The following is a 21,898-nucleotide window of genomic DNA, read 5'->3' as shown; positions in this document are numbered from 1 at the left end:
TTTAAGGGAAAGTCCCATAATTGCTGTTCATGGAGGAATGTCCTCTTCGCATCTCGGAGCATCGGTGGGACGTGGAGGTCGTGATAAAAGCGCTCAAGTCCCTTGGGCTCGAGAGGAGCTCACCACCTATCCGGTCGAGGAACAGGAGGTTGGTCGTCCTGAAGGCCCCTCGCTCCTGGTCCTAGTGACCTTAAACCCTTAAAGAGTCTCAACTAGAGTGAGAAGAGGCCATTAAAGCCGGTGTACGGTATTTGTCGGACAGCACTTTTAAGCTTGCCTAACTTCAAGGCCATACTTTACGGAAAAATCCCACAACGGCTGTACCTAAAAAGTTGGCTTCAAACGGTGCTCGAAGGTCATTTAGGTAGATCCTGGTTTAACGAAAGCTTCAGCTGAGCTAAAATCGTAAAATTAGTGTTATATAAGAATCTTTATATATAAGAGCAGTAAATAAAATTTTAAGGTGTGATATCATGATTTCAGTTGAGAGTAAGAGCGGTAGAAGGGAAGAAATTCCGGTAGTTGATTATCACGTCCACGTGTGGAGAGCAAGTGAGGATAATTGGCTAAGACCTGAATTGGCAAAGGGTTGGATAGATTGTTTTTATGATTATCATAAGTCATTAAGTCCGGAAGAATATGTCATGGATTATAATACTTTCAAATATTATGGACCAAATAGGATGATAGAGGACGTAATGGTCAAGGGTTATGTTGATGTTGCAATAACTCAACCACAGTATCTATCATATTTCTATAGAAAACCTTTTGGAAATACTGAGGAGTTTGGAAAATTGGCCTTAGAAAATCCTTATAGATTCGTCATTGGTACTAGGTGGGATCCCAGGGATGGTGAGGAGGGCAAAAGGCAATTAGAGGAAGATGTTAGAAAATATAGGGTTAAGCCTTGGCAGATGAAACACGTAAAACTATACACAGCCGAATGGAAAGAAACTGGCGACAGGTTGTCCAGGGGATGGAGACTGGATAGCAAGGAAGCGTTTGAGTTTTTAGAATATAGTAAATCCCTAGGCATAAACATATTAGTTCCTCACAAGGGCCCCACAGTATGGCCCTTAGATAAAGACGCATTCGACGTTAAAGACGTCGATTCAGCAGCCTCATCATTTCCAGACATGAAATTCGTAGTCACACATATTGGATTACCCAGATTTGATGACTTTTGCTGGATCGGAGTACAAGATAAGAACGTTTATGCAGGCCTGGCTGTAGCGTCCGCGTTCATAAGGAAAAGACCCAGATACTTCGCCCAAATGATGGCTGAGCTACTATTCTGGCTAGGCCCGGATAGAATACTATTCGGAACAGACTACGCGATATGGAACCCAAAATGGATAATAGAAGACTTCATTAAATTCGAATTACCGGAAGACATAAGAAGAGAATACGGTATCGAACTAACAATTGATATAAAGAAAAAAATATTGTACGAGAACGCTTCTAAACTGTGGGGAATACCAATAGAAGAGATTGCCAAGAGAGAAGATGAAATTTCTAAAAGGAGAATTGCACTGAAGTTGGAGGAATGAGATGTTGAATATAGAGGAGATGTTAAGAGAAGTCATAGATCCTGAGACGAACTACTCCATAATCGATTTGAAGTTTCTAAAGGGATATAGTGAAAATAAAGAGGGTAAAGTGAAAATAACACTCTCCCCTCCAACTTTCTTCTGCCCTCCGTTATTTTTATATGTGATCCTAGAAGAAGTTAAGGAAAAAATACCTAATTCCACAATAAACCTTGTAAACCATCACGACGCTGAAAGGCTAACCGAATGTATAAATAAAGGGTTAAAGTTCCACGAGTGTTACTCAGGTGAAGCTTCATCCGAATATGAGGACGTTAAGAAGAGGTTTACTTTCAAGAGAAAGGGAAAGGGTAGTTTAACTCAACTTTCTCTCAATGTAAATGGTGAGTTTTGTAAACTTGTAGCTGAGGCGAAGGATGAGTGAGGGCCGTCAGAATTCATGAGTATAATAAGCCGTTGGGAGTTGACGATGTTCCGGAGCCTAAGATTACATCGCCTTTTGATATAATAATTAAGATCAAGGGCGCAGGAGTCTGTAGAACCGACTTGCACATTCAGGAGGGAATATGGAAGGATATATTTAATCCTAAACTTCCATTCATCATAGGACACGAGAATGTGGGAATAGTTGAAGATATGGGTAGCAGTGTCGATTGGCTCCAGAGAGGCGATCAAGTTATACTTCATCCTTACGTGACTTGCAGGAGATGTAGAGCATGTAGGGCTGGAAATGATATGCATTGCCCTAACGGTAAATTTCCGGGATTAGACGGTACTGACGGAGGTTACGCCGAATATCTAAAAACGTCGGCGTTCTCCGCGATTAAAGTGCCTAAGGGAGTTGATCTGATATCGATGGCCCCCTTAGCGGATGCTGGGTTAACTGCGTATCACGCAGTTAAGAAGGTTTCCAAAGAATTATATCCCAGTACACTCTTGGCTATAATCGGGGTCGGTGGCCTGGGACACATAGGCATACAAGTAGCTAAGGCTATAACTTCAGCCAGGATTATTGCAATAGATATTGATGAAGGTAAACTGAGGATGGCAAAGGAATTTGGAGCTGACTACACAGTATTGGCAAAGGACGCCGTAGACGAGATTGGGAAAATAACTGATAACACGGGAGTAGACGTTGTAATCGATTTTGTAGGAGAACATAATACCCCTAGGGACTCGCTTCATATGATAAGAAAAGGTGGAACATATTCAATAGTAGGATACGGTGGAGAGTTTAGGGATCACACAGTAGATTTCATTAGCAGAGAGATTAGCGTTGTTGGAAATTTAGTGGGAACTTATAACGAACTTACCGAATTAGTTGAACTATATACTCAAGGTAAGGTTAGGGTGAAGGTTAAGACTTTTCCGTTAAACGAAGCTAATCAGGCATTAGAGGAGTTAAAAAGTGGTAAGATCTTAGGTAGAGCAATTCTGTTACCGTGAAACAATTTTCACAATAATTTTTAAGGATTTTTATATGATATAAAATTTTATTACAAAGAATTTTTACAGCAGTTCTCAGATTTTACCTTGGTTATAAGGCTCTAACTAAGGAACAGCAGTCATCAGATTTTGCCTCGACTTCAAGGCTATACCTAACGAGAAATTCCATAACTGCTGTATTTGTATTTAACAGATTAATAGTGAAGAAGGGACAGCAAGGACAGTAATATCAACAGGGTCACGAAGATTATATCCCTTCTAGAACCCTTCCTACCTAGGAGTGCTATCTCTTTCGATGATTTTAACTTTTCTCCAGGTCTTAGAAACCTCGTTGAGGGTTCTATTAGCGATACTAATAATAGGGGAGTGTTTAAGCTAATCAATGTAAGTATTATTAACGATAATACCCAGGAAGCTTGGACTATAGATTTGTTAAGTCTTCTATAAGGTATCTTATATTCCACATATAGGGCCCCCGTGAATATATATAATATCCAGTAAATATCAGGTATAAGAAAGTAATTGCTCTCAAATAAAGCCCAAACTAGGGACAATGAGACTATAAATGTCGTGCCTAGAACATTTCCCCACATTGTATTTTTATTAAAATAGAACATGAATGTTACTGTTAATAATGCCATTGGTATAATTATATATATATTAATTTTAATAAAAATGTAGGGCATTGTAGCTAAAAGTATTAATAATATATCCTTATAGTTAATTTTCAAAATCATAATTTTAGGCTGTAAGTATTCAAGTATAGGCAAAGTATATGCTATTACTGGGATTAACAGTAGGGCTCTGATTACGTTAATTCCAAAGAATGGAATTAGTGAAACGATATAAGATAAAATTCCTATGAAATATAAAGCGTGATTTCTCACTCTCATTTTCATTTAATCACCTGCCTTAAAGTAAGTATAAAAAACAATAAAATTCCTATACCTTGAAGAGGTGCAGATAATAAGAAAAACGGTAATGATAATCCAAGATCATATATAAACCTCATCAGCAGTCCTAAATTTAATAAAAAATATGGGGCATAAGAAGGTTTAATTGAAACCCTCTTTTGAAAAGTATTAATAAATAGATCCATTAAGACAACATCCACGCCGAATACCGTATTAAATAGGAAACCAACTGCGATAGAGTGAATGAAAATGTCGTAATTGAATACGAATATCGAACCGATTAAAAGATATAGCCAAGCAGTAAAGAGATGAATTATTGGGTATTTTCTTCCCTTAAATTTGTAAATTCGAGACGTGTGAAAAGACAGAATCCATGCTAAAATCATTAAAAAATCTAATCGAAAAGTCATACCTAAAATTAGAAGAACTAAGGCTAAAGAAATTTCCCAGCCTTTAGTTGGTTTAACACCCGTTACAAGACTAATGTCCCTAGCCATAACTGCAAATACCATACTTACTGGAAATATTAGATTTAGATACGGTATTACATAACCTAAACTTATCTGAACATCGATTATAGTTACGGTTACCATTAAGGATAAGAAAAGTAGCCAATTATACAAGGTTGGATTTAATCCTATTCTGGATCGTCCTAAATATTCTTTAGAATAATATAGTAAAATTGACATGGCGACTAAAATTAAAACCAATCCTAATTGCTGATTATAAATAAATGATATGGAACCAATTAACGTAAAAATTATAAATAAGATTATCAGTTTATTATCTGCAGTTCTCCCTGTCCATTCTACACTTAACGCAACCAAGACTTCATTACCTATAAGGGCTCCAAAGAAACCGTAAATCATTAGAAACCAATGAGAAGGAAACAGTGAGCTAGTAGGATCTAAAGGAAAGCCTTGTATTCCCATAAATTCAAATACAGCAGGTATTCCACCAAGTAAGAGTAGTAAAATACCAATAATCATCAAAAATAAAGCTGCTTTCATACACCATCCTTTGAAACGGGATATTTTTATAGAATATACCTAATGTTTTAGGTTACTCACATCTTAAATAAAATGGAAATTAGATATAACATTTCAATCAGCTCATAAAAACCATAATATTTTAGCCTTTCAGCGGAATATAGCCTGTTTAGATATCCCTTTAAATAAGTTATTCCCCCTATAAGGTGAATTATGAGATAAATATATGATATTACAAGGATAATTTTATTTTTATATATAATTGGTGAAAATATGATTATAAAATAAAATACCATTTCATAGACCGCAATTAAATTACCAATGAGCTTTGGGAAAGTCCTTTTAGAAAAAGATAATAAGACTCCTAACATATGTATGATAATCATGATGAACGTTAAATACAATAATAACATGATAAGACAGCGTTAAGGTTAAATTAAAAAGTAAATACCCTTAATAATTAGGTTAAAGTGAGAGAGATAAGAGTTCGGCCTTCATCGTAACTAATAGCCACTTTTAATGACTATTAATCACTCGTCCTCATCACTGTATTGTGGGCTACTTCAGTATTATACAAAAATTTATAACTAATATATCGTGTATTACCCATGGGAAAGAGTGAGTACAAGAGGGATTGGAGCAAGTACGACGAGAACGTCATAACGAGATACAAGCTAATGTTCCCCTTCTACGTCTTCCAACACTGGTGGGATCTACTAGCAGAGGAGAATAGGGATGCAAAGAAAACCTACAAGGCACCGAAGGAGTTCAACGAGTTCCTAGCATTCCTACACTTGTTCTTACCCTACAGGGCAATGGAAGGAGTATTGAGAGCACTGGAGAGACTGAAGATCGTCCCGACAAGCCTAGACTACTCGACAATATGGGAAAGGGTGAGGAACATGGACATAACGTTCCCTGAAGCGGGTGACCAACTTGAAGTAATAGCAGACGCGACGGGGATAAGCACAACAAGGGGAGGACAATACATCATTGCAAAGTGGGGCAAAAGGAGGGACTCAAAATTCCTCAAGATAGAGATAGTAATGGATAAGGACGAGCTCAACGTGATAGACGCTGAGGTGACTAGCGACGAGGTCGAGACTGCAGTCAAGACTAAGGACTTACAAGATAGGGGATTTACAAGATAGGGGAAGAAGGTCAAGAGGTTTTACGGGGATAAGGCTTACGACGCCAACGAGGTTTACAATACTGGGGTTGAGGTCGTCCCACCTAGGGAGAACGCCTCCACTAGACGCGGTCATCCCGCCAGGAGAAAGGCTGTGAGGGAGTTCAAGGAGTTGGGTTACGATCGTTGGAGGGAGGAGAGGGGTTACGGTGTTAGGTGGTTGGTTGAGTCCCTGTTCTCTGCCGTGAAGCGCACCTTTGGTGAATCTGTTGGGGCTACAAGTTTTCTAGGGCAAGTGGTTGAGGCTAAGCTCAAGTTCTGGGCCTACGCGTGGATGGTTCACTTGGCTAATTCTTTAGTCGGTAGGGCTCCGGGTATTAAGGTTTGAGCTTGTGAACAACGTTGAAATAAATATTAATTACTGAAAAACCCTCAGTGTATCATATTATGTTTATGAAATAAACTGAAGAGGTCCACAAAGCACCTCATCACTCCTCTTCTCCTCCCCACGCCTAGCGGTAGACCCAAAATCTGAATAGTAAAAATAATTTTTATTTGTTATTAATAACATGAAGATTTAATGAAATTAAACAGTTGATTCTACAATATTTTTTGGGAATTTTTAAGTATTGTATTAGATCTTTTATATTTCCACAAGATTAACTGGGGAATATTATTATAATATTAGAAAATAATGATGAGATATATGTATGTATGATAGAATCCGTTTCATTCATATCGATTATTTAATACATTATCCTTAATGCCCTCTATTATGAGTATGATAAAAAAACTCTTTTACTTATTAAGAAAAAATATGAGTTTTAGTATTGAATTTATATTTGTAGAACGATTTTGGGTCCATCGAGCTGGAGGAGGGGTTCCTCCCCGCCGTCAGGGCAGTCGACGGCCTCGAACCTGGGCTCCTATCCGCTACTACTACTCTACAAAGTTTAATTGTGTGATGTTATAATATAGCCATGATTAATATCATTTTAATTGTTTAATGATATCATCCATCAATTTCACTAGCGCGTTGATCAAGAGCTTATATGGATTATCGTCCGGTATTCTATCTTTTATATTTATGAATGCGTTATATATCAGCGACGACAGTTCCCGCAGCGTAGCAATGGGGATAGAATTGTGACGTGTCGAAATAAAGGTCAGCATGGTGGGCAAATAATCCGGCAATTCATGCCTATCAAATTTAAATCCATACTTGCGGTAAATGTCAATTAATTTCAGCATCAATTCACTCCTCTTATCATTATCATCTCCATATATTATGTGCGTCACATAAAGGCTCACTTTTTCGGATATTTCGAACGTGTTCACGTATAATTCTTGCAATTCATATGGATCCATCCTAATAATATTATCCAAGAATTCTCCGATCTCCCCAGTCATATTCTCCATACCACCCATTTGATTCCCAGGATAATCCAGCAACTTTGCTAACAGTTCAAGTGCCTCCCAGCGATCCATTCACATCGCCTAGCTCATCGCCACTTAATCCTTGAATTCTACCCCTTCTTTTTGCTGGAGCTGGTAGTTCTTCGTGTTTTTATCTTTGATCCTGAGAGACATCTTACTAAATCGTTTCAACTCGGGGACTGCATCCTTGAACTCATCGTAACCACACATTCCCCGTTCCACATACGCGTTCATCGCGTTTTCCTTGTGTGATTTGGGTATCACGAATCTATCTTCATACTTGGCAATCGACAATAATTTGTACATCTCGAGGGCATCGTTTTCAGTTAACCCGACCTCCTTTAGCGCATCCTTGTTCGGGCTTCCCAACTCCAGGCTCCTCATGTAGATCCTGATGGCCATCAACCTCTTCAAGGCGTCTCTGATCAGTTCCTCATTGCCCGCCGTGAACATGTTCGCTAGATACTTGATGGGTATCCTCAAGTTGTCTATCTTTGGGAATACATCCTCGGGGCTCAAATTGCCCTCATCCACACCGTTGAACAGCTTGAGCACGGGGCTCAGCGGCGGTATGTAGAAGACCATCGGCAACGTCCTATACTCGGGATGCAGCGGGAACGCTATCTTCCATTTCACGAGGAACTTATAGACCGGCGACTTCTTGGCGGCGTCCAGCCAGTCATCGGCGATGCTATTCTCCTTGGCGGACTTGATGACTTCCGGATCATTCGGATCCATTATGATGGAGAGCTGGCTCTCGACCAAACGCTTCTGGTCGGGAACAGAGGCGGCCCTCAACACGGAATCCGCGTCGTACAAGAGAATGCCTATGTACCTGATCCTGCCTACGCAAGTCTCAGAGCACACGGTCGGCAGACCGTTTTCAATCCTCGGATAACAGAAGGTGCATTTCTCAGACTTGTACGTTCTCCAGTTGAAGTATATCTTCTTGTATGGACACGCGCTCACGCAAAATCTCCATCCACGACATCTCTCTTGATCAATCAGCACAATGCCGTCCTCCATCCTCTTGTAGATTGCACCAGATGGGCACGCCGCCACGCATGACGGATTAAGGCAGTGGTTGCAGATTCTCGGCAAGTAGAACATGAAAGTCCTCTCGAACTCGAGCTTTATCTCCTTCTCCAAGTTGGGATCCATTGAGGCCACTTCCGGGGAGCCCGCTAGGTCGTCATTCCAGTTCGGACCCCAGTTTAAGTCGATACGTCTGCCATCCAAGAGTGACTTGGGCTCCGCGACGGGTTGCTTCCCCGATTCGTCCTCGATCAGCTTAGCATAGTCATAGGTCCAAGGTTCATAGTAATCATCGAGTTCTGGAAGGTATGGATTGTAAAATATCCTGAACAACCTCGATATCTTGCCGTCGATCCTCAGCTTTAGTTTCCCGTGATCGAGTACCCAACCACCCTTGTATTTGACTTGGTCCTCCCATTTCTTGGGATAGCCGATCCCGGGCCTCGTCTCCACGTTGTTGAACCACGCATACTCGACTCCGGGTCTGTTGGTCCATGTGTTCTTGCAAGTTATGCTACATGCGTTACATCCAACGCACTTATCCAAGTTTATGACCATGGATACGTTCGCAAGCACCTTCATTTCGACCGCCTCCTGACAATAACCAGAGTGTCCCTCTGAGTGCCGATCGGCCCATAATAGTTGGAGGACCAGCTCAGCTGCGCGTAACCGCCCACCATATGCAAGGGTTTCACCATGACCCTGGTAACACTGTTGTGGGTACCGCCTACCTTGCCCGTCAACTCTGAATTACCGACGTACACCGTCCTCTCTTGGGCATGGTACATGATCACCGTCCCTCTGGGCACCCTGATGCTCACTACCGCCCTGGCCACAACTACACCGTTCCTGTTTATCACCTCTACCCAGTCGTTGTCCTTGATGCCGATCTCCCGCGCGTCCTCGTAATTGATCCACACTACGGGGCCGCCCCTGAAAAGCGTGAGCATTATCTGGTTATCCATGTAGGTGGAGTGGATCTGCCACTTGCCGTGGGGCGTCAAGTACCTGGCTACCAAGTACTTGCCGCTGACAGGTATGTCCTCGCCCTGGGCGAAGGGCGATTTGACGACGGGCGGCTTGTACGTGGGCAAGTGCTCGCCGAACTCCCTGAACCATTCATGATCGATGTAGACTTGTTGCCTACCTGTCAGCGTTCTCCACGGCACCAGGTACTCCACATTCAGGGCGAACGGCGTGTATGGCTTGCCCTCCGATTCCAGACCGCTCCAGATGGGGCTCCTTAGAACCCTCCTCGGCTGCGCCGTTAGATCATCGAAGTGGATTACGATATCCCTCTGACCGTCGGCCAATTGCGTCAACTTCAATCCGGTGATCCTCTCGAGCGCCTCATAGGCCTTGTACGAGGCATTGCCATTGGTCGTGCTGGACAAATGAAGTATCGCCTCCGCGACTTGTTTATCACTGGTGATCAGTGGATGGCTGTGCTCATCCGCGCCATTCAGCTTGGCCAACTCGAGGTACTCGTCCTCGCCGCGCCAGTTGATGCCCTTGGTCCCAATCGAGTCCTTAATCAGGGGCCCGAGCGTCGTCATCATATGGTAGACCTCACAATAGTCCCTCTCCACCACCGTCACTTTGGGCTTTGGGGATTCGCCGCTCAGCTCACCGGGTGTATCGTGCAACTGCGGCGTGAGCAGGACGTCTCTGACCTTGCCGAGATGCTTACATGCCATCGACGAGAAAACCCTCGCAAGCTCCTTGAATATGTCCCAGTCCGTCTTGGCCTCCCAAGGTGGTGCTATGGCCGGGTTGAACGGGTGGATGAATGGGTGCAGATCGGTGGTACTCAAGTCGTACTTCTCATACCACGTGGCAGCGGGCAGCACGATATCGGAGTACAGTGCGGAAGTGCTCATCCTGAAGTCGATGGTGACTACAAGGTCCAGCTTGCCGATCGGCACCTTATCGCGCTGCGTCAGTTCGCGAGGTTTCAAGATTCCCTCATTAGCGAGCACGGAGTTGTCCGTGCCCAGTAGATGCTTAAGAATGTACTCGTGGCCTTTACCGCTGGAGGCCAGGAAGTTTGCCCTCCACATGAGGAGTATCCTCGGGAAATTTTCAGGACTGTCCGGATCCTCAATGGAAAGTTTGAGGTCCCCGGTGGCCAACTTCTCTTCGACTTGTCTCGCGACGTCGACCTTCGTGGTTCCATCCCTATATAGCGATATCGGATTTGCATTAAACTGGGGATAAAATGGCAGCCAGCCCTTCTTCACCGCAATGACGTTGTAATCCACGGGGTGCTCGTGACTTACGTTGACCCCCATCCTCGACATTCCCACATCCTCATATCTGTACTGATCGGAGTGCACGTAGACCCAAGAAGTGCCGTTCTGGAGCCTCGGTGGCCTGACCCAGTCTTGCGCAAACGCTATTTGCGACCACGAATCGAGTGGCCTTATCTTCTCCTGGCCGACATAATGGCCAAGGCCGCCGCCGTTGACGCCTACGGTGCCCAAGAGCATCAGCATGGTTATTATGGCCCTGTACAACAAGTCCGAATTGTACCAGTGGTTGACGCCCGCGCCTATTATCACCATGGACCTACCGTGCGTGGACTCTGCGTTCATGGCGAATTCCCTGGCTATCCGGATGACGACGTGCTTGTCCACGCCCGTTATACCCTCCTGCCAAGCGGGTGTGAAGGGGCGGGGATCATCGTATGACGACGGATAATCACCAGGCAGTCCTCTGCTGACACCCATGTGTGCCATGAGCAGATCGAAGACCGTGGCGACCACGGATGGACCGGACCGGGTGTTTATGGTCTTGACTGGAACGCCCCTGATCATGCGCCGGGTGCCGTTGCCGTCGAATGTATAGAACTCGACCATTGCGACGCCGTCGTGGGCGCCTAGTAGCGTCAGCGCGGGATCCACGGCCTTACCGGTCACTGAGTCCTCGAGCTTCAGATTCCATCTCCTCTCTCCGCTCCATCTAAAGCCGATGCTGCCGTTGGGCACGGAAATCGCGCCGGAGTTCATGTCCAGCACCGTCGTCTTCCACCCGGCATTAGGTACGTCAAGCCCCAGATCCGAGGCCCTCAGGAATCTGCTGGGGACGTAAACGTCGCCCCGTTTTTCGAGCTTCACGAGGAACGGTAAATCCGTGTGTTTCTTGACATAATTCACGAAATAATCAACTCGTCTTTCAGCATAGAACTCCTTGAGGATCACGTGGAGCATGGACAGGGCCAGCGCTGCATCAGTCCCAGGCCTTGGGGATACCCATAGATCTGCGAATTTAGTTACATCTGTGTAATCGCTCGTGATGACGACCAGCTTGGACCCCCTATACCTGGCCTCCGCCAAGAAATGCGCATCTGGCGTCCTAGTCATTGCCACGTTACTGCCCCAGACGATCGTGTACATAGAGTTGTACCAATCGGCGCTCTCGTGGACGTCTGTCTGCTCGCCCCAGACTTGCGGCGACGCCGTTGGCAGGTCGGCGTACCAGTCGTAGAAGCTCAGCATGACGCCGCCTAACAGCTCGAGGAATCTGGAGCCGGCTGAGAAACTGACCATTGGCATTGCCGGTATCGGGGTGAAGCCGAATATTCTATCTGGCCCGTATTTTTTGATTGTGTACGTGAGCGCCGCGGAGATCATCTGTAGCACCTCATCCCAGGAGATCCTGACGAAGCCGCCCATGCCCCTCTTGGACTTGTAGCCGGCACTCGACTCAGCATCCTCAACAATCCTCGCCCATGCCTCCACTGGATCGCCGGTCCTGCCCAACGCGTCCCTCCATAGTCTCAGCAGCTCGGTCCTCACGTAGGGATGCTTTATGCGCAACGGGCTGTAAATGTACCAGGAAAAGCTGGCGCCCCTCGGGCAGCCCCTTGGTTCATACTCCGGCATCCCGGGCCCGTTGGTCGGGTAATCTACGGCCTGGTGTTCCCAGACTATGATGCCATCCTTGACGTAGACCCTCCAGCTGCAGGAGCCCGTGCAGTTGACGCCGTGGGTCGTCCTAACCATCTTATCGTATTGCCACCGGTGCCTGTACAGCTCCTCCCAGGACCTGTCGGCATTATCGACTTCGCTCCAGTTCCCGTTGAACCTCTCGCTGGGCAAGAAGTGTCTGAAAACCTCCTTGAGGAAGTTTGCCTTAGGCATTAGCCACCACCTCGGAGGTTTCCTGCCCTCTATACAGTATCCAGGCTCTTTTTAGGTAGAATATCGGGTAGCTCCACATGTGCACGAGCCTCGTGAATGGCCACACGAGGAACAGCGCGTATGTGGAGACTATGTGCAGCTGAAAGGATATTGGCACGTTGGTCATATAGTTCGGGTTGGCGTGCAGCGTGAGCACGGACATGACCCACGCGCCTATAGTTGTCCTGTAGTCGAACGGATGTATGAATATATCGTAATAAAGTGTGTTATACAAACCGAGGCTCATGACTACCACCAAGAGGGCCAGCACGAGGAAATCGGAGGCGTCGCTAGTAGCCCTGACCCTGTTGATCAATGACCTCCTCAAGAGGAGTATCCACACGCCAACGTACGCGGCGAGACCTGAAGCACCACCGAGGATTATGGCGATCCGGTGGTACTCCTCATCCGTTATGCCCATTGCAAGCGTGATGCTCGGCGGTACCAGGAGCCCGATTATGTGACCTAGGAAAACTATCAATAGACCCCAATGGAACAGCTGGCTACCGACGCCGAGCCACCTTCTATCCAGAATCTCGCTGGACTTCGACGACCAGCCGTACTGATCCGTGGCGTACTTGTATACATGGCCGAGAATGAATACCGCGATGGTGATGTACGGAAGGAAAGCCCATAGCACGTCGCCCAACGCGTCCATCATCATGTGCTATCTACCTCGATGTGCTCCGCAGAATCAACGCCAGGATCATCGATAATATACCAAGAATTACAAATATGATGAAGCCATAAGCGTAGCCGGGCTTTCCCATCACGGCCGCTATGTAGGCCATGATCGGCGGTATCAACAGCCCACCTACAGCACCCAGCCCGCCGACCCAGCCAGTGGCGCCGCCGACGGCCTCCGGCACATACTTAGGCACCATCTTGAAGACCGCGGCGTTCGCGATGCCCATGCCCATCGCCATCACGACTTCGGATATGATGCCGGCGATCAGCGAATGGCTTGTCATGAACAACACGCTTCCGAGGATCAGTATTAAATACGATACTATGGCCACCATCTCTCCACTCCATCTGTCGCTCCACCATCCACCTGGGACCCTTATGAGCGCTGTGAGGAGCGAGTAAACGATCCCGGTCAATATGCCCGCCAGGACCAGTGATATGCCGAGGTATTTGGTCCAGTACGTCGGCAGCCATTCGGTCAGCGCCTCAAAACCGCCGAATGAAGTTAAATACATGATCGTCAGCGGCCATGTCCTCCACGCCCTGGCGGCTATCGCCAGGCTCCTCGCAGTTGATCCGGAGGGCACCAACTCCTCCCCGAGAGCCTTGGCCTTGTCGATGGCGTCGCTCCTTAAGAGGCCCCTGCGCACCAGCTGGAAGTAGTAGGCGTCGTGGCCGATGAGAAAGAATACCAGTATCATTATGGCCAAGAATATTGCCCATGCTATGTAAGACCCGATCAAGCCTATGCTGACAAGGGCGAATGGCAATATCGCGGTAAATATTCCGGGCGCCGCGTTACCGACGCCGGCAAAAGTTCCCAGCGCGTAACCCTGCCTGCGCTGTGGGAACCAGTACGATACGTAAGCTATGCCGGAGGCAAATGTGGAGATTCCGATGCCAGCCACCGCACCGGATAGCATTAGCAACGCGTAACCGACCGATGCCGTCAATGAATTTAAATATATTAAATGCAATGTGAGTATTAGTCCGGCCATGCCGATCAACGCGGCCAGCAACTGAATCATGATTGTCCTCCTCCCTCCGACGGCGTCCACGAGTGCCCCGAATGGTATCCTGAGTAGCGAGCCCGTAAGCAGGGGTATCGCGACCAGCCAACCGATCTCAACTATCGTCAGATGAAGCAGAGGCGCGATGCTGTGCACGGTGATGCCGAAGAGTGCTACAGCAGCATAGCCGGCAAAGAAGGCTATGGTGCCGGCCATTAAGCCTCTGCCGGGATTACCCAGAATGTCAGATGACTTGACCAACTTCCCCTCTTTACGCATATCCTTACTCATCGCACATCAAGAGTAGTTAGTTTACTTTATTTAAAAATATTGAACCTAATCCATTAGGGACAATTCAGGGCTCCTTTGCGATTTCTGTTTGTTTCTATAGAATGAAAGTGACTTAATTGATCCTTCATCAGTAACACTAAAAAGGGGACGAGCGCTAGGTCATACCATGAGATGCTCATCCAATCACGTGATGACCACGCTCGTCCCCGAGGTAGTTGAGGAGGACGCGCTATTAAATGAAACGGCTGAGATCGAGAGGAGGGCCCTGGAGGAGAGGAGGACCTCCCCCAGGTACGTCAGGGGGAAGGAGGTGAGGAGGAGGGGTTACGCCAGGTACAGGTTCCTGAGGGGGTTCAGGGTCTCCCTCCTGGGGGTCGTGTACGGGCTGGAGTGGGTCACGGTGAGGTTGCCCGTGCTGTACAGGGGAGAGGGTGAGGACTGGAGTGGAGGAGTTGCTCAGGGAGGAGAGGCTGGTGCTCAGGGCCCTCCTCCTGCTCTACTCCGTGTTGGGAGGGAAGTTGAACGCCAAGCTCTGGACCCAGGAGCTGGAGGTGAGGGGGGACTTCAAGTACGTGGTCGTGGACGGGAAGTACGTGAAGTTGAGGGGAGGAAGGAAGGGGGTGCTCCCGATCGCGTTGGGACTCACGGAGGACGGTGTGAGGGCAGTGCTGTGGTCCTGACCTGGGGAGAGGACGTCGTGAGCTACTGGGACCTCCCGGTGAGGCTATGGAGGTACAACCTCACTCTCGTCGTAGCTGACGGGGTGAAGGCCCTGGACGAGGCCATCTCCCGCTCCGGGATCCAGGTCGCGAGGCAGACCTGCCCGGTCCACCTCAAACGAAGCAGGAGGGTGAGGGACGCGCTGGACCTCCTCCTCTCCCTCGCCGTCCCCACCCGGGTCTCTCCCCTCCTCTCCTACCTCCTTGCCCCCAGGGAGCTCTGGCCCCTCCTCAGGTCCAACGACCCGACCAGCCCTTCAACTCCCTCCCGGAGAGTTCGGCAAGTGCCACTCCCCCTGGAGGACCGGATCGCCTGGGCCTTAGCAATCAACTACAACCTCTCGACCTGTTATCTCATCATTGTAATAATATTACAGGATCCCTTATTTCTTCGTGAAATGATCAAATATATTCAGTAATTTCTCAATTGAATAAGTCCAAATCAACAGAGATATTACAATTGGCAAAGGAGCCCTGAATCGCCCGTTATATTAAAAAGGATTTTTAATACGTATAGTATTATATGAATTTAATTTTTTAAGTTAATATTATAATTTCAATTATATTAATGCTTATCCAAATAATACTTAACAACTTTTCTGAGAGCTCTCCTTAATATCTCTTCCAGAGTTGGCGTACTTATTCCCAATTTATCTGCTAGCTGAGATAATGTAATACCCCTATCATCATTAAAATAACCTAACTTATAGGCTAATTGTAGTATTTCCATCTGCCTCTCAGTAAGTTCCGCGCTAGATATCTCTGAGACGTTTAAAACTGTTACTTTCACTCCTTCTTTCGATAATTTGGTTAAAAATTCATTAAACGATGAGCTATTAGGTACAAGTAGAGTATAAAGTAAAGTCCTCTCTTTTAGTACTTTAATTTTCTCTGCAACTACATCAGAAGTATAAAGTATCCTGCATACCGCACATCCATTAGTTCTCACCCATACTTTAGTTTCACTGAGTTTTAACACTTTAACGCTATTTGACTTTAATTTTAGAACTTCACTCTTCTCTATCTCCTTTTCGAAGCTAACTATATGGTCCGTAGTTTGTTCTCCTAACTTAACGTTTTCCACACTTGCTTTAAGTCCCGTTAATGATATTATTTTCATTACTTCACAAGGGTGATCCTCTATTAGTAATGTTACTTCAAAGGTAGATCTATACATGATCTATAAAATAGTGTTCAAACCTTTAATACCTTCTCTAAATACTCTTTTAATGCCAACGCATTATTATACGGAGATTTTGAGGCATAAAGTAAGGTTACATTATTCCCCTTTTTAATTAACTGTAAGAGTATTTCAACCTTAGGATTTCTACTGAGTTCCTCAAAGTACTTCCTCTTAAACTCCTCCCATTTGTTAGGATCGTGATTATACCATTTCCTTAGTTCATCACTAGGTGCTATATCCTTAAGCCAAACGTCTACTTGATCCTTCTTAACACCTCTAGGCCATAATCTGTCTACTAAAATCCTAATCCCATCATCCTTTTCTAAAGGATCGTAAACTCTCTTAACTTTTATCATATGAGTACTTATCCTCTCTAAAATAAAAATAGGGAGACTAATAGATTAGGTGCAATAATTTTAAAGTACATTACCCATCTTACTGTGCAATCTCAGTCCTTATTGGGTTGTTAATTAGGTGTTGCAAGCCCATATGCGTTAACATGGGTTCTAATCTTTTCCTTTTTCGTGACAAATAGGGCATTCGATGGATTAACGAATTCCAGAGAGAGGGAGAAAAATGCCTATTCCACAAGGAAAGAAAAGGAAGAAAAAAGAAGGTAAACGAGAGGGAAATAAAGGTAGAAGAAATACAAGGAAAAACCATATGGGAAGCAAAGGCCTACATAGAGGAGAAGTTCAACGTAAAAATAAGCTACGTAACAGCTTGGAGAATAGCGAGAAAAAGACTGAAAATTCCCTTCATAAAACCCTACAAGATCGACAAGAAGAGACCAATAGATGCCGACAATATACTTAGGGAGAGGTTGAAGGGCGTTATTAAGAAGGGCGTAAAAGTGTTTTTCATGGACGAGTCTGGTATTAGTCATGATCCGTCTAGGGTTAGGAGGTTGGGTTTGTATGTTGTTAGGGTTGATTATCCAAGTGTTAAGGTTAATATTCTAGCTTGTATTCCCTTGTTTGATGGTAAGCCTTGTTTTATGCTAATTTATTCCAATGTTGATTCTAGGGTTTTCGTTAATTTTCTTTACTTGCTTAGGGTTAGGAATTCTGGTAATGTCGTGTTGATTCTTGATAATGCTAAGTTTCACAAGTCTTCTTACGTTTTCGCTACTGCTTCTAGGCTTAACATTACTTTGCTTTTCTTGCCTCCCTATTCTCCGGATTTAAACCCAATTGAGTTGGTTTGGAAGGATTTGAAGCGTTGGGTTAATACTTATTATTACTCGTGTTATGCTCTAGAATTGAGGATGAGTTCTATTATTTGGTTTCTAAGGGTAATTATACTAGGTATTGGATTAATAAGTTTCGTGACGTGCTTGGGGATCTTGAGGAAGGTATAAGTATGGGAAAATTTTTCTCATATTTGATTTATTATCTGTTAACAAGTTTTATCAAGTTTTATTTCACAATAATACAAGCTTTTCTCAATGTTTTTCTATATTTTGTATTGAGAGAAGTTAAAAGCCTGTTGCAACTATTATGAAAAAGACTATAACACATTCCTTTAATAACACCTGTGAGTAGTTTATATATATATGAGAATTGTTGAAGATGAAGATGGAGAAAGATTCCTTGAGTTAGAGAATGATGAGGATATAGATAAATTATTTGATGAAGTAATAAAGAAAGTTAAGGAGAAAGCTAACGCCCGTAAACCTTCTTATGAGACCCAACCTCCCAAATGAAAACTACACAATTTTTTGGATCAACGCTATAAAGTATTCTTATATCTCCCGTAACTTTTATAGAGAACATTGGATTACCGTATTTATCCTTACCTAACTTCTCCCTAGAGTATTTGAAAGGGTCATTTCTGAGCAATTTAAGCTTCTCCCTTATGTTATTCAAAATTTTTATGTTAGAAAATTCGTTAGATATATAGTCTACAAATTCTTCGAAAGTTACAGCTTTCCTCATCTTAAACCTTATTTTCCATTCTTTACAAACCACAATAATACAGAAATAAAACTCATTTAAAACTTTTCTGTTTCTTTCCCTATTCCTTTATTATCTCAATAGTAGTCATAAGAGACGTAATTTATTCGAACAGCTATTCAGATACGCCTTCTACAAGCATAGAAGGAAAATAGTGTGTGAATGCCTGCTCGTAAAATATAAGATAAAACTGATAGAAATATCTTTCAATAGAAAATTTAGAAAATATATAGTATATAGTAAGTTATGCATACACGGTAAAAGAGCGTAAAATTATTAGCGATGATATTTATGAGAAACTAATAGTCATTTTAGGAGACCTTCATTAAAGATTTTATTTTATATTCATTTATATTTCCGATAAAACGAATGAAATTGTTGTTCAAAATGAGATTAATTAAATGATGATTTAAAGCAGAATATGGGATTTTATAAATAATGAATACTAGTAAATTTAAATGGCAAAAACAATAACTTATAACAATTTTGGCACATGTTGCTTTGTGGAATTCTTCAGTTTTTCTCAATAGGAACGTATAGCTAAATTTTAACTCAACATAAGATTTAGAATTTATTTTACTTCTCCTAGCTTAAGATCTAAGAAAATTCAACTAATCCACAAAGCAGGCACATGTTCAGAGTGTGGACAACAATTTCGTTCATTTGAAATTTGGTTAAAATTTCCTTAAAGTTGTATCATTTAAACTCAGTGAGCCGGGAATAATGACTCCGTGGGGTCTACGAAGAACCCTTGCATGCTCATGAACTCAAATACTGCAGGTACTCCTCCAAGTAAAAGCAGTAATATTCCCGTAATCATCAATAAAAGTGGTAATCTCACACGTTTCTTGCTTTTAGACTAAGGATTTATACGAAACACCTAAGCCATTAGGTGATTGCGTGACATTTCCAATCACTAGGTGGTTCCGCTAACTCTATATCTTCCAAGACTAACTTAGCTTGTTCCTCATCGGATAATGATTCAAGAAACTGATACACACTTCCCTCTTCAGCACCATCGTGTTCTAAAAGTACTCTCATAAACTCCCTTATTTTATCTTTCGCTCCTTCAATCTCATTAGATTTCAATAACTCCTCTGTTTGTTTTAATAAGATCCACATGCTTCCATGCTCTATCTCCAAGCTTCTTATGATGGCAAGAAAAGAAGTATCTGTAATCTTTTTAAATAGAATTTCCTCTTCCCAATAAATATGATTAGTATACGCTTTCCACATCATGGTATAAAGAGAAAGACTAGGATTTGCTAAAAAATCCTCTACCAAACCCTCAAGTCTCCTATGATCTAATGTTAAAATAAGTGATATCATATTATTATCATCAACGTTTACGCCTTATTATTTATACTGCTTGTAGTAAGGTATCATCTCTACTATACCATTTCTCTTTCCATCGGGTAAATAAAGGTTATAATAGAAGCCAATCTCTATGTTATCTCCAATTAAAACATAGAATTTCCTCTTAATGGAAATACGGCTCCCTTAACAGTATATGGTGTATTACAATCAACCCAATCCATTGTCATAGGTGATACCTCAGATGCCATTTTCATTCATTAAGTGAGGCCAGGGCGCTGATAAATCCTCCGGGCTATTTTCTAGTAGTATTGCAAGCTGGTAGTATAAGTGAAATTAACACGATCACCACTCTATTAAGCTACATTTACGGAAACTCCTTAACGGTAACTACAATACAGCAAGCAGTATCATCTGTTCAAGTTATAATAACGAGCTTCTCGTTTCTAGTAATATTAATAGGATCTATATCACTATTCGTTGGTGCCGTTGGAATAATGGGGATAACCTTAGCTAGAGTTTATCAGAGAACTAGGGAAATTGGAATAATGAAAACCCTAAGGGCTAACAACTAGACAAATCTTATTAGCCTTCTTATTAGAGGCACTTATTATAGGAGTAATCGGAGGAATAGTAGGACTAACATTAACTTTTGTGGGTACATATTTATTAGACATAAATGGTATACCATTTAATGCAGGTTCAAGCAATGGTTCAAATTTACTTATAGTCATACGTCCACTTTTCTCAATGTCTGACGTTGGAATCTCAATTGTGATAGCCTTAGTGACGAGTATTATAGCTGGTATATATCCTGCATGGAAGGCCTCCAAATTAACCGTTATAGAAGCGGTTAGAAAAGATTAGTTATTCTTGATACAATCCATAACCAGTATATAATCTGCCATCCTTAATAACGTATGAAACGTTAGTGGGCTTTAAGTTCTCAATATCCTTAGTGGGATCATCCTTTAATACTATTAAGTCAGCCCTATGCCCTTCTCTTATATAACCGGCCTTAACGTCAAGGCATTCGGAAGCTATTGAAGTTGATGCCCTTAATACCTCTAAATTGCTCATATATTTAGATAGCAACACAGCTTCTCTGTAGTTCCGTCCATGAGGTCTCCTCTTAGATCCCACGTAATCCGTGCCAGTGGCTATTTTCAATTTATGGGAAACGGCGATACTCATATCCTCGCTGAAATGTCTCTTAACTAACTCTTCTCTGTAAACCTTAGCTTCAGGATCTCTTACCTCAAATGGAATTTCATAAGTAGCTAACGTCGGAATGTAACAAATTCCCCTTTCCTTAATCATGCTCGCAGTTTCATCATCCAATCCTAAGCCATGTTCTATTGTATCCACACCAGCTAAAATTGAGTTCATGATTGCATCTTTTCCGTAAGCGTGAGACGCCACTTTCAAACTAAACCTATGTGATTCGTCAACTATGGCCTTAAGCTCATCCAATGCTAACCCCGGTAAGATTTTTCCACCTTGAGAAAATGCTCCAGAGGCGTAAACTTTTATTACCCTAGCACCTTGCCTTACTGCCATTCTTACAACCTTTCTGCACTCATAAGGGGAATCACAGTAGAATGAGTATGAAAGTCTTTGTGCAATGTCTATTGGTAAATCTTTAGGATCATCGTTACCGCCAGTAATCGCTAAAGAGTATCCAGAGGCGATCACAGTTGGTCCTAATATTTCCCCTCTTCTCTGAAGGTAATCTAACCTAACTGCGACCTTACTTCCCAAATCCCTAACTAGGGTAAATCCTGAACGTAATAGTCTTTCCATGTCCCTAGTACTCCTTATTGCAGCGTCAATTTCGTTAACCATATTCCAAGAGAGAACGTTATCCTCTTCAACTCCGAAGAAATGCAAATGGGAATCGACTAACCCTGGCATTATGAAATTGCCATGAATAATCTTACTTCCTTGAGGAATCTCGATTCCTTCTACGATTCTTTCAATCTTATTATTTTCTACAATTACTGTGCCTTGTTCAATAATTCTTTCTCCGTCGAATATCTTTCCAACGAGAGTTATCAT

General features: G+C 43.4%; 17 protein-coding genes and 4 pseudogenes. 8 read left to right on the top strand and 13 right to left on the bottom strand.

Annotated elements, in window-relative coordinates; genetic code table 11:
• Positions 1-29 precede the first annotated feature (29 nt).
• The 4 genes from METMK1DRAFT_RS17155 to METMK1DRAFT_RS02085 all read left to right on the top strand — a co-directional run bounded on the left by METMK1DRAFT_RS17155 (position 30) and on the right by METMK1DRAFT_RS02085 (position 2,996).
• Positions 30-185 carry a hypothetical protein gene (locus METMK1DRAFT_RS17155; protein ID WP_155812257.1) on the top strand — a complete coding sequence of 52 codons (156 nt, stop codon included), beginning with the start codon at positions 30-32 and terminating at the stop codon, positions 183-185.
• A gap of 288 nt (positions 186-473) precedes the next feature.
• Positions 474-1,550 carry an amidohydrolase family protein gene (locus tag METMK1DRAFT_RS02095; RefSeq protein ID WP_009070324.1) on the top strand — a complete coding sequence of 359 codons (1,077 nt, stop codon included), beginning with the start codon at positions 474-476 and terminating at the stop codon, positions 1,548-1,550.
• Between the two features lies 1 nt (position 1,551).
• Positions 1,552-1,974, top strand: coding sequence for an iron-sulfur cluster assembly protein (locus tag METMK1DRAFT_RS02090; protein ID WP_009070321.1), 423 nt, complete (start codon positions 1,552-1,554; stop codon positions 1,972-1,974).
• Entirely contained in the window at positions 1,971-2,996 is a 1,026-nt protein-coding gene (locus METMK1DRAFT_RS02085; RefSeq protein WP_009070319.1) for an NAD(P)-dependent alcohol dehydrogenase, read from the top strand. The genes METMK1DRAFT_RS02090 and METMK1DRAFT_RS02085 overlap by 4 nt, the downstream gene beginning before the upstream one ends.
• A gap of 194 nt (positions 2,997-3,190) precedes the next feature.
• Here METMK1DRAFT_RS02085 and METMK1DRAFT_RS02080 read toward each other — a convergent pair whose 3' ends face one another.
• Together METMK1DRAFT_RS02080 and METMK1DRAFT_RS02075 are read right to left on the bottom strand one after the other, a co-directional pair.
• Entirely contained in the window at positions 3,191-3,895 is a 705-nt protein-coding gene (locus METMK1DRAFT_RS02080; RefSeq protein ID WP_009070318.1) for a hypothetical protein, read from the bottom strand.
• A complete protein-coding gene (locus METMK1DRAFT_RS02075) occupies positions 3,892-4,920 on the bottom strand; it encodes a hypothetical protein (protein WP_009070316.1) in 1,029 nt (342 codons plus the stop codon). Before METMK1DRAFT_RS02075 ends, METMK1DRAFT_RS02080 begins: the two co-directional genes overlap by 4 nt.
• A 587-nt stretch (positions 4,921-5,507) precedes the next feature.
• On the opposite strand from METMK1DRAFT_RS02075, the pseudogene METMK1DRAFT_RS02065 reads away from it, so the two are divergent.
• A pseudogene (locus tag METMK1DRAFT_RS02065) lies at positions 5,508-6,416 on the top strand (IS5 family transposase).
• Positions 6,417-7,018: 602 nt separating this feature from the next.
• On the opposite strand, the gene narJ reads toward METMK1DRAFT_RS02065, so the two are convergent.
• Genes narJ through METMK1DRAFT_RS02035 form a run of 5 tightly spaced genes read right to left on the bottom strand, consistent with a single transcriptional unit; the run spans position 7,019 to position 14,639 of the window.
• Positions 7,019-7,516 carry a nitrate reductase molybdenum cofactor assembly chaperone gene (gene narJ / locus METMK1DRAFT_RS15440; protein ID WP_009070307.1) on the bottom strand — a complete coding sequence of 166 codons (498 nt, stop codon included), beginning with the start codon at positions 7,514-7,516 and terminating at the stop codon, positions 7,019-7,021.
• A 24-nt stretch (positions 7,517-7,540) separates the two neighbouring features.
• Positions 7,541-9,082, bottom strand: a complete 1,542-nt coding sequence (gene narH / locus METMK1DRAFT_RS02050) for a nitrate reductase subunit beta (RefSeq protein WP_009070305.1) — start codon at positions 9,080-9,082, stop codon at positions 7,541-7,543.
• Positions 9,079-12,642, bottom strand: a complete 3,564-nt coding sequence (locus METMK1DRAFT_RS02045) for a nitrate reductase subunit alpha (protein WP_009070304.1) — start codon at positions 12,640-12,642, stop codon at positions 9,079-9,081. Before METMK1DRAFT_RS02045 ends, narH begins: the two co-directional genes overlap by 4 nt.
• A complete protein-coding gene (gene narI, locus METMK1DRAFT_RS02040; RefSeq protein WP_009070302.1) occupies positions 12,635-13,345 on the bottom strand; it encodes a respiratory nitrate reductase subunit gamma in 711 nt (236 codons plus the stop codon). Before narI ends, METMK1DRAFT_RS02045 begins: the two co-directional genes overlap by 8 nt.
• A gap of 7 nt (positions 13,346-13,352) precedes the next feature.
• Complete coding sequence (locus METMK1DRAFT_RS02035) at positions 13,353-14,639, bottom strand: MFS transporter (protein ID WP_245544524.1); 1,287 nt, start codon at positions 14,637-14,639, stop codon at positions 13,353-13,355.
• Positions 14,640-14,835: 196 nt separating this feature from the next.
• Here METMK1DRAFT_RS02035 and METMK1DRAFT_RS16020 point away from each other — a divergent pair.
• A pseudogene (locus METMK1DRAFT_RS16020) lies at positions 14,836-15,807 on the top strand (transposase).
• Positions 15,808-15,953: 146 nt separating this feature from the next.
• Here the strand turns inward: METMK1DRAFT_RS16020 and METMK1DRAFT_RS02020 are convergent.
• Positions 15,954-16,565, bottom strand: coding sequence for a helix-turn-helix domain-containing protein (locus tag METMK1DRAFT_RS02020; RefSeq protein ID WP_048087343.1), 612 nt, complete (start codon positions 16,563-16,565; stop codon positions 15,954-15,956).
• A 17-nt stretch (positions 16,566-16,582) separates the two neighbouring features.
• Positions 16,583-16,927 carry a DUF488 domain-containing protein gene (locus METMK1DRAFT_RS02015; RefSeq protein ID WP_009070294.1) on the bottom strand — a complete coding sequence of 115 codons (345 nt, stop codon included), beginning with the start codon at positions 16,925-16,927 and terminating at the stop codon, positions 16,583-16,585.
• Between the two features lie 185 nt (positions 16,928-17,112).
• Here METMK1DRAFT_RS02015 and METMK1DRAFT_RS18425 point away from each other — a divergent pair.
• Positions 17,113-17,859 (top strand): annotated as a pseudogene (locus tag METMK1DRAFT_RS18425) (IS630 family transposase); the annotation flags it as partial.
• 373 nt (positions 17,860-18,232) lie between these two features.
• Here the strand turns inward: METMK1DRAFT_RS18425 and METMK1DRAFT_RS02000 are convergent.
• From METMK1DRAFT_RS02000 to METMK1DRAFT_RS01995, 3 genes and pseudogenes are all read right to left on the bottom strand, one after another.
• The gene (locus tag METMK1DRAFT_RS02000) at positions 18,233-18,541 is read right to left on the bottom strand and encodes a type II toxin-antitoxin system RelE family toxin (RefSeq protein ID WP_009070281.1); all 309 of its coding nucleotides are present in this window, start codon (positions 18,539-18,541) and stop codon (positions 18,233-18,235) included.
• A gap of 694 nt (positions 18,542-19,235) precedes the next feature.
• Positions 19,236-19,367: pseudogene (locus METMK1DRAFT_RS18420) on the bottom strand (nitric oxide response protein); the annotation flags it as partial.
• A 47-nt stretch (positions 19,368-19,414) separates the two neighbouring features.
• Complete coding sequence (locus tag METMK1DRAFT_RS01995) at positions 19,415-19,855, bottom strand: hemerythrin domain-containing protein (RefSeq protein ID WP_009070277.1); 441 nt, start codon at positions 19,853-19,855, stop codon at positions 19,415-19,417.
• Positions 19,856-20,419: 564 nt separating this feature from the next.
• On the opposite strand from METMK1DRAFT_RS01995, the gene METMK1DRAFT_RS18740 reads away from it, so the two are divergent.
• The gene (locus METMK1DRAFT_RS18740) at positions 20,420-20,707 is read left to right on the top strand and encodes an FtsX-like permease family protein (protein ID WP_342632953.1); all 288 of its coding nucleotides are present in this window, start codon (positions 20,420-20,422) and stop codon (positions 20,705-20,707) included.
• On the opposite strand, the gene METMK1DRAFT_RS01985 is transcribed toward METMK1DRAFT_RS18740, so the two are convergent.
• Positions 20,708-21,898 carry a metal-dependent hydrolase family protein gene (locus METMK1DRAFT_RS01985; RefSeq protein WP_009070272.1) on the bottom strand — a complete coding sequence of 397 codons (1,191 nt, stop codon included), beginning with the start codon at positions 21,896-21,898 and terminating at the stop codon, positions 20,708-20,710.

The sequence above is a fragment of the Metallosphaera yellowstonensis MK1 genome (genome assembly GCF_000243315.1).
In the GTDB taxonomy this organism is placed as follows: domain Archaea; phylum Thermoproteota; class Thermoprotei_A; order Sulfolobales; family Sulfolobaceae; genus Metallosphaera; species Metallosphaera yellowstonensis.
The sequence above is the reverse complement of the archived record's forward strand: the minus strand, read 5'-3'. Positions and strand labels throughout refer to the sequence as shown.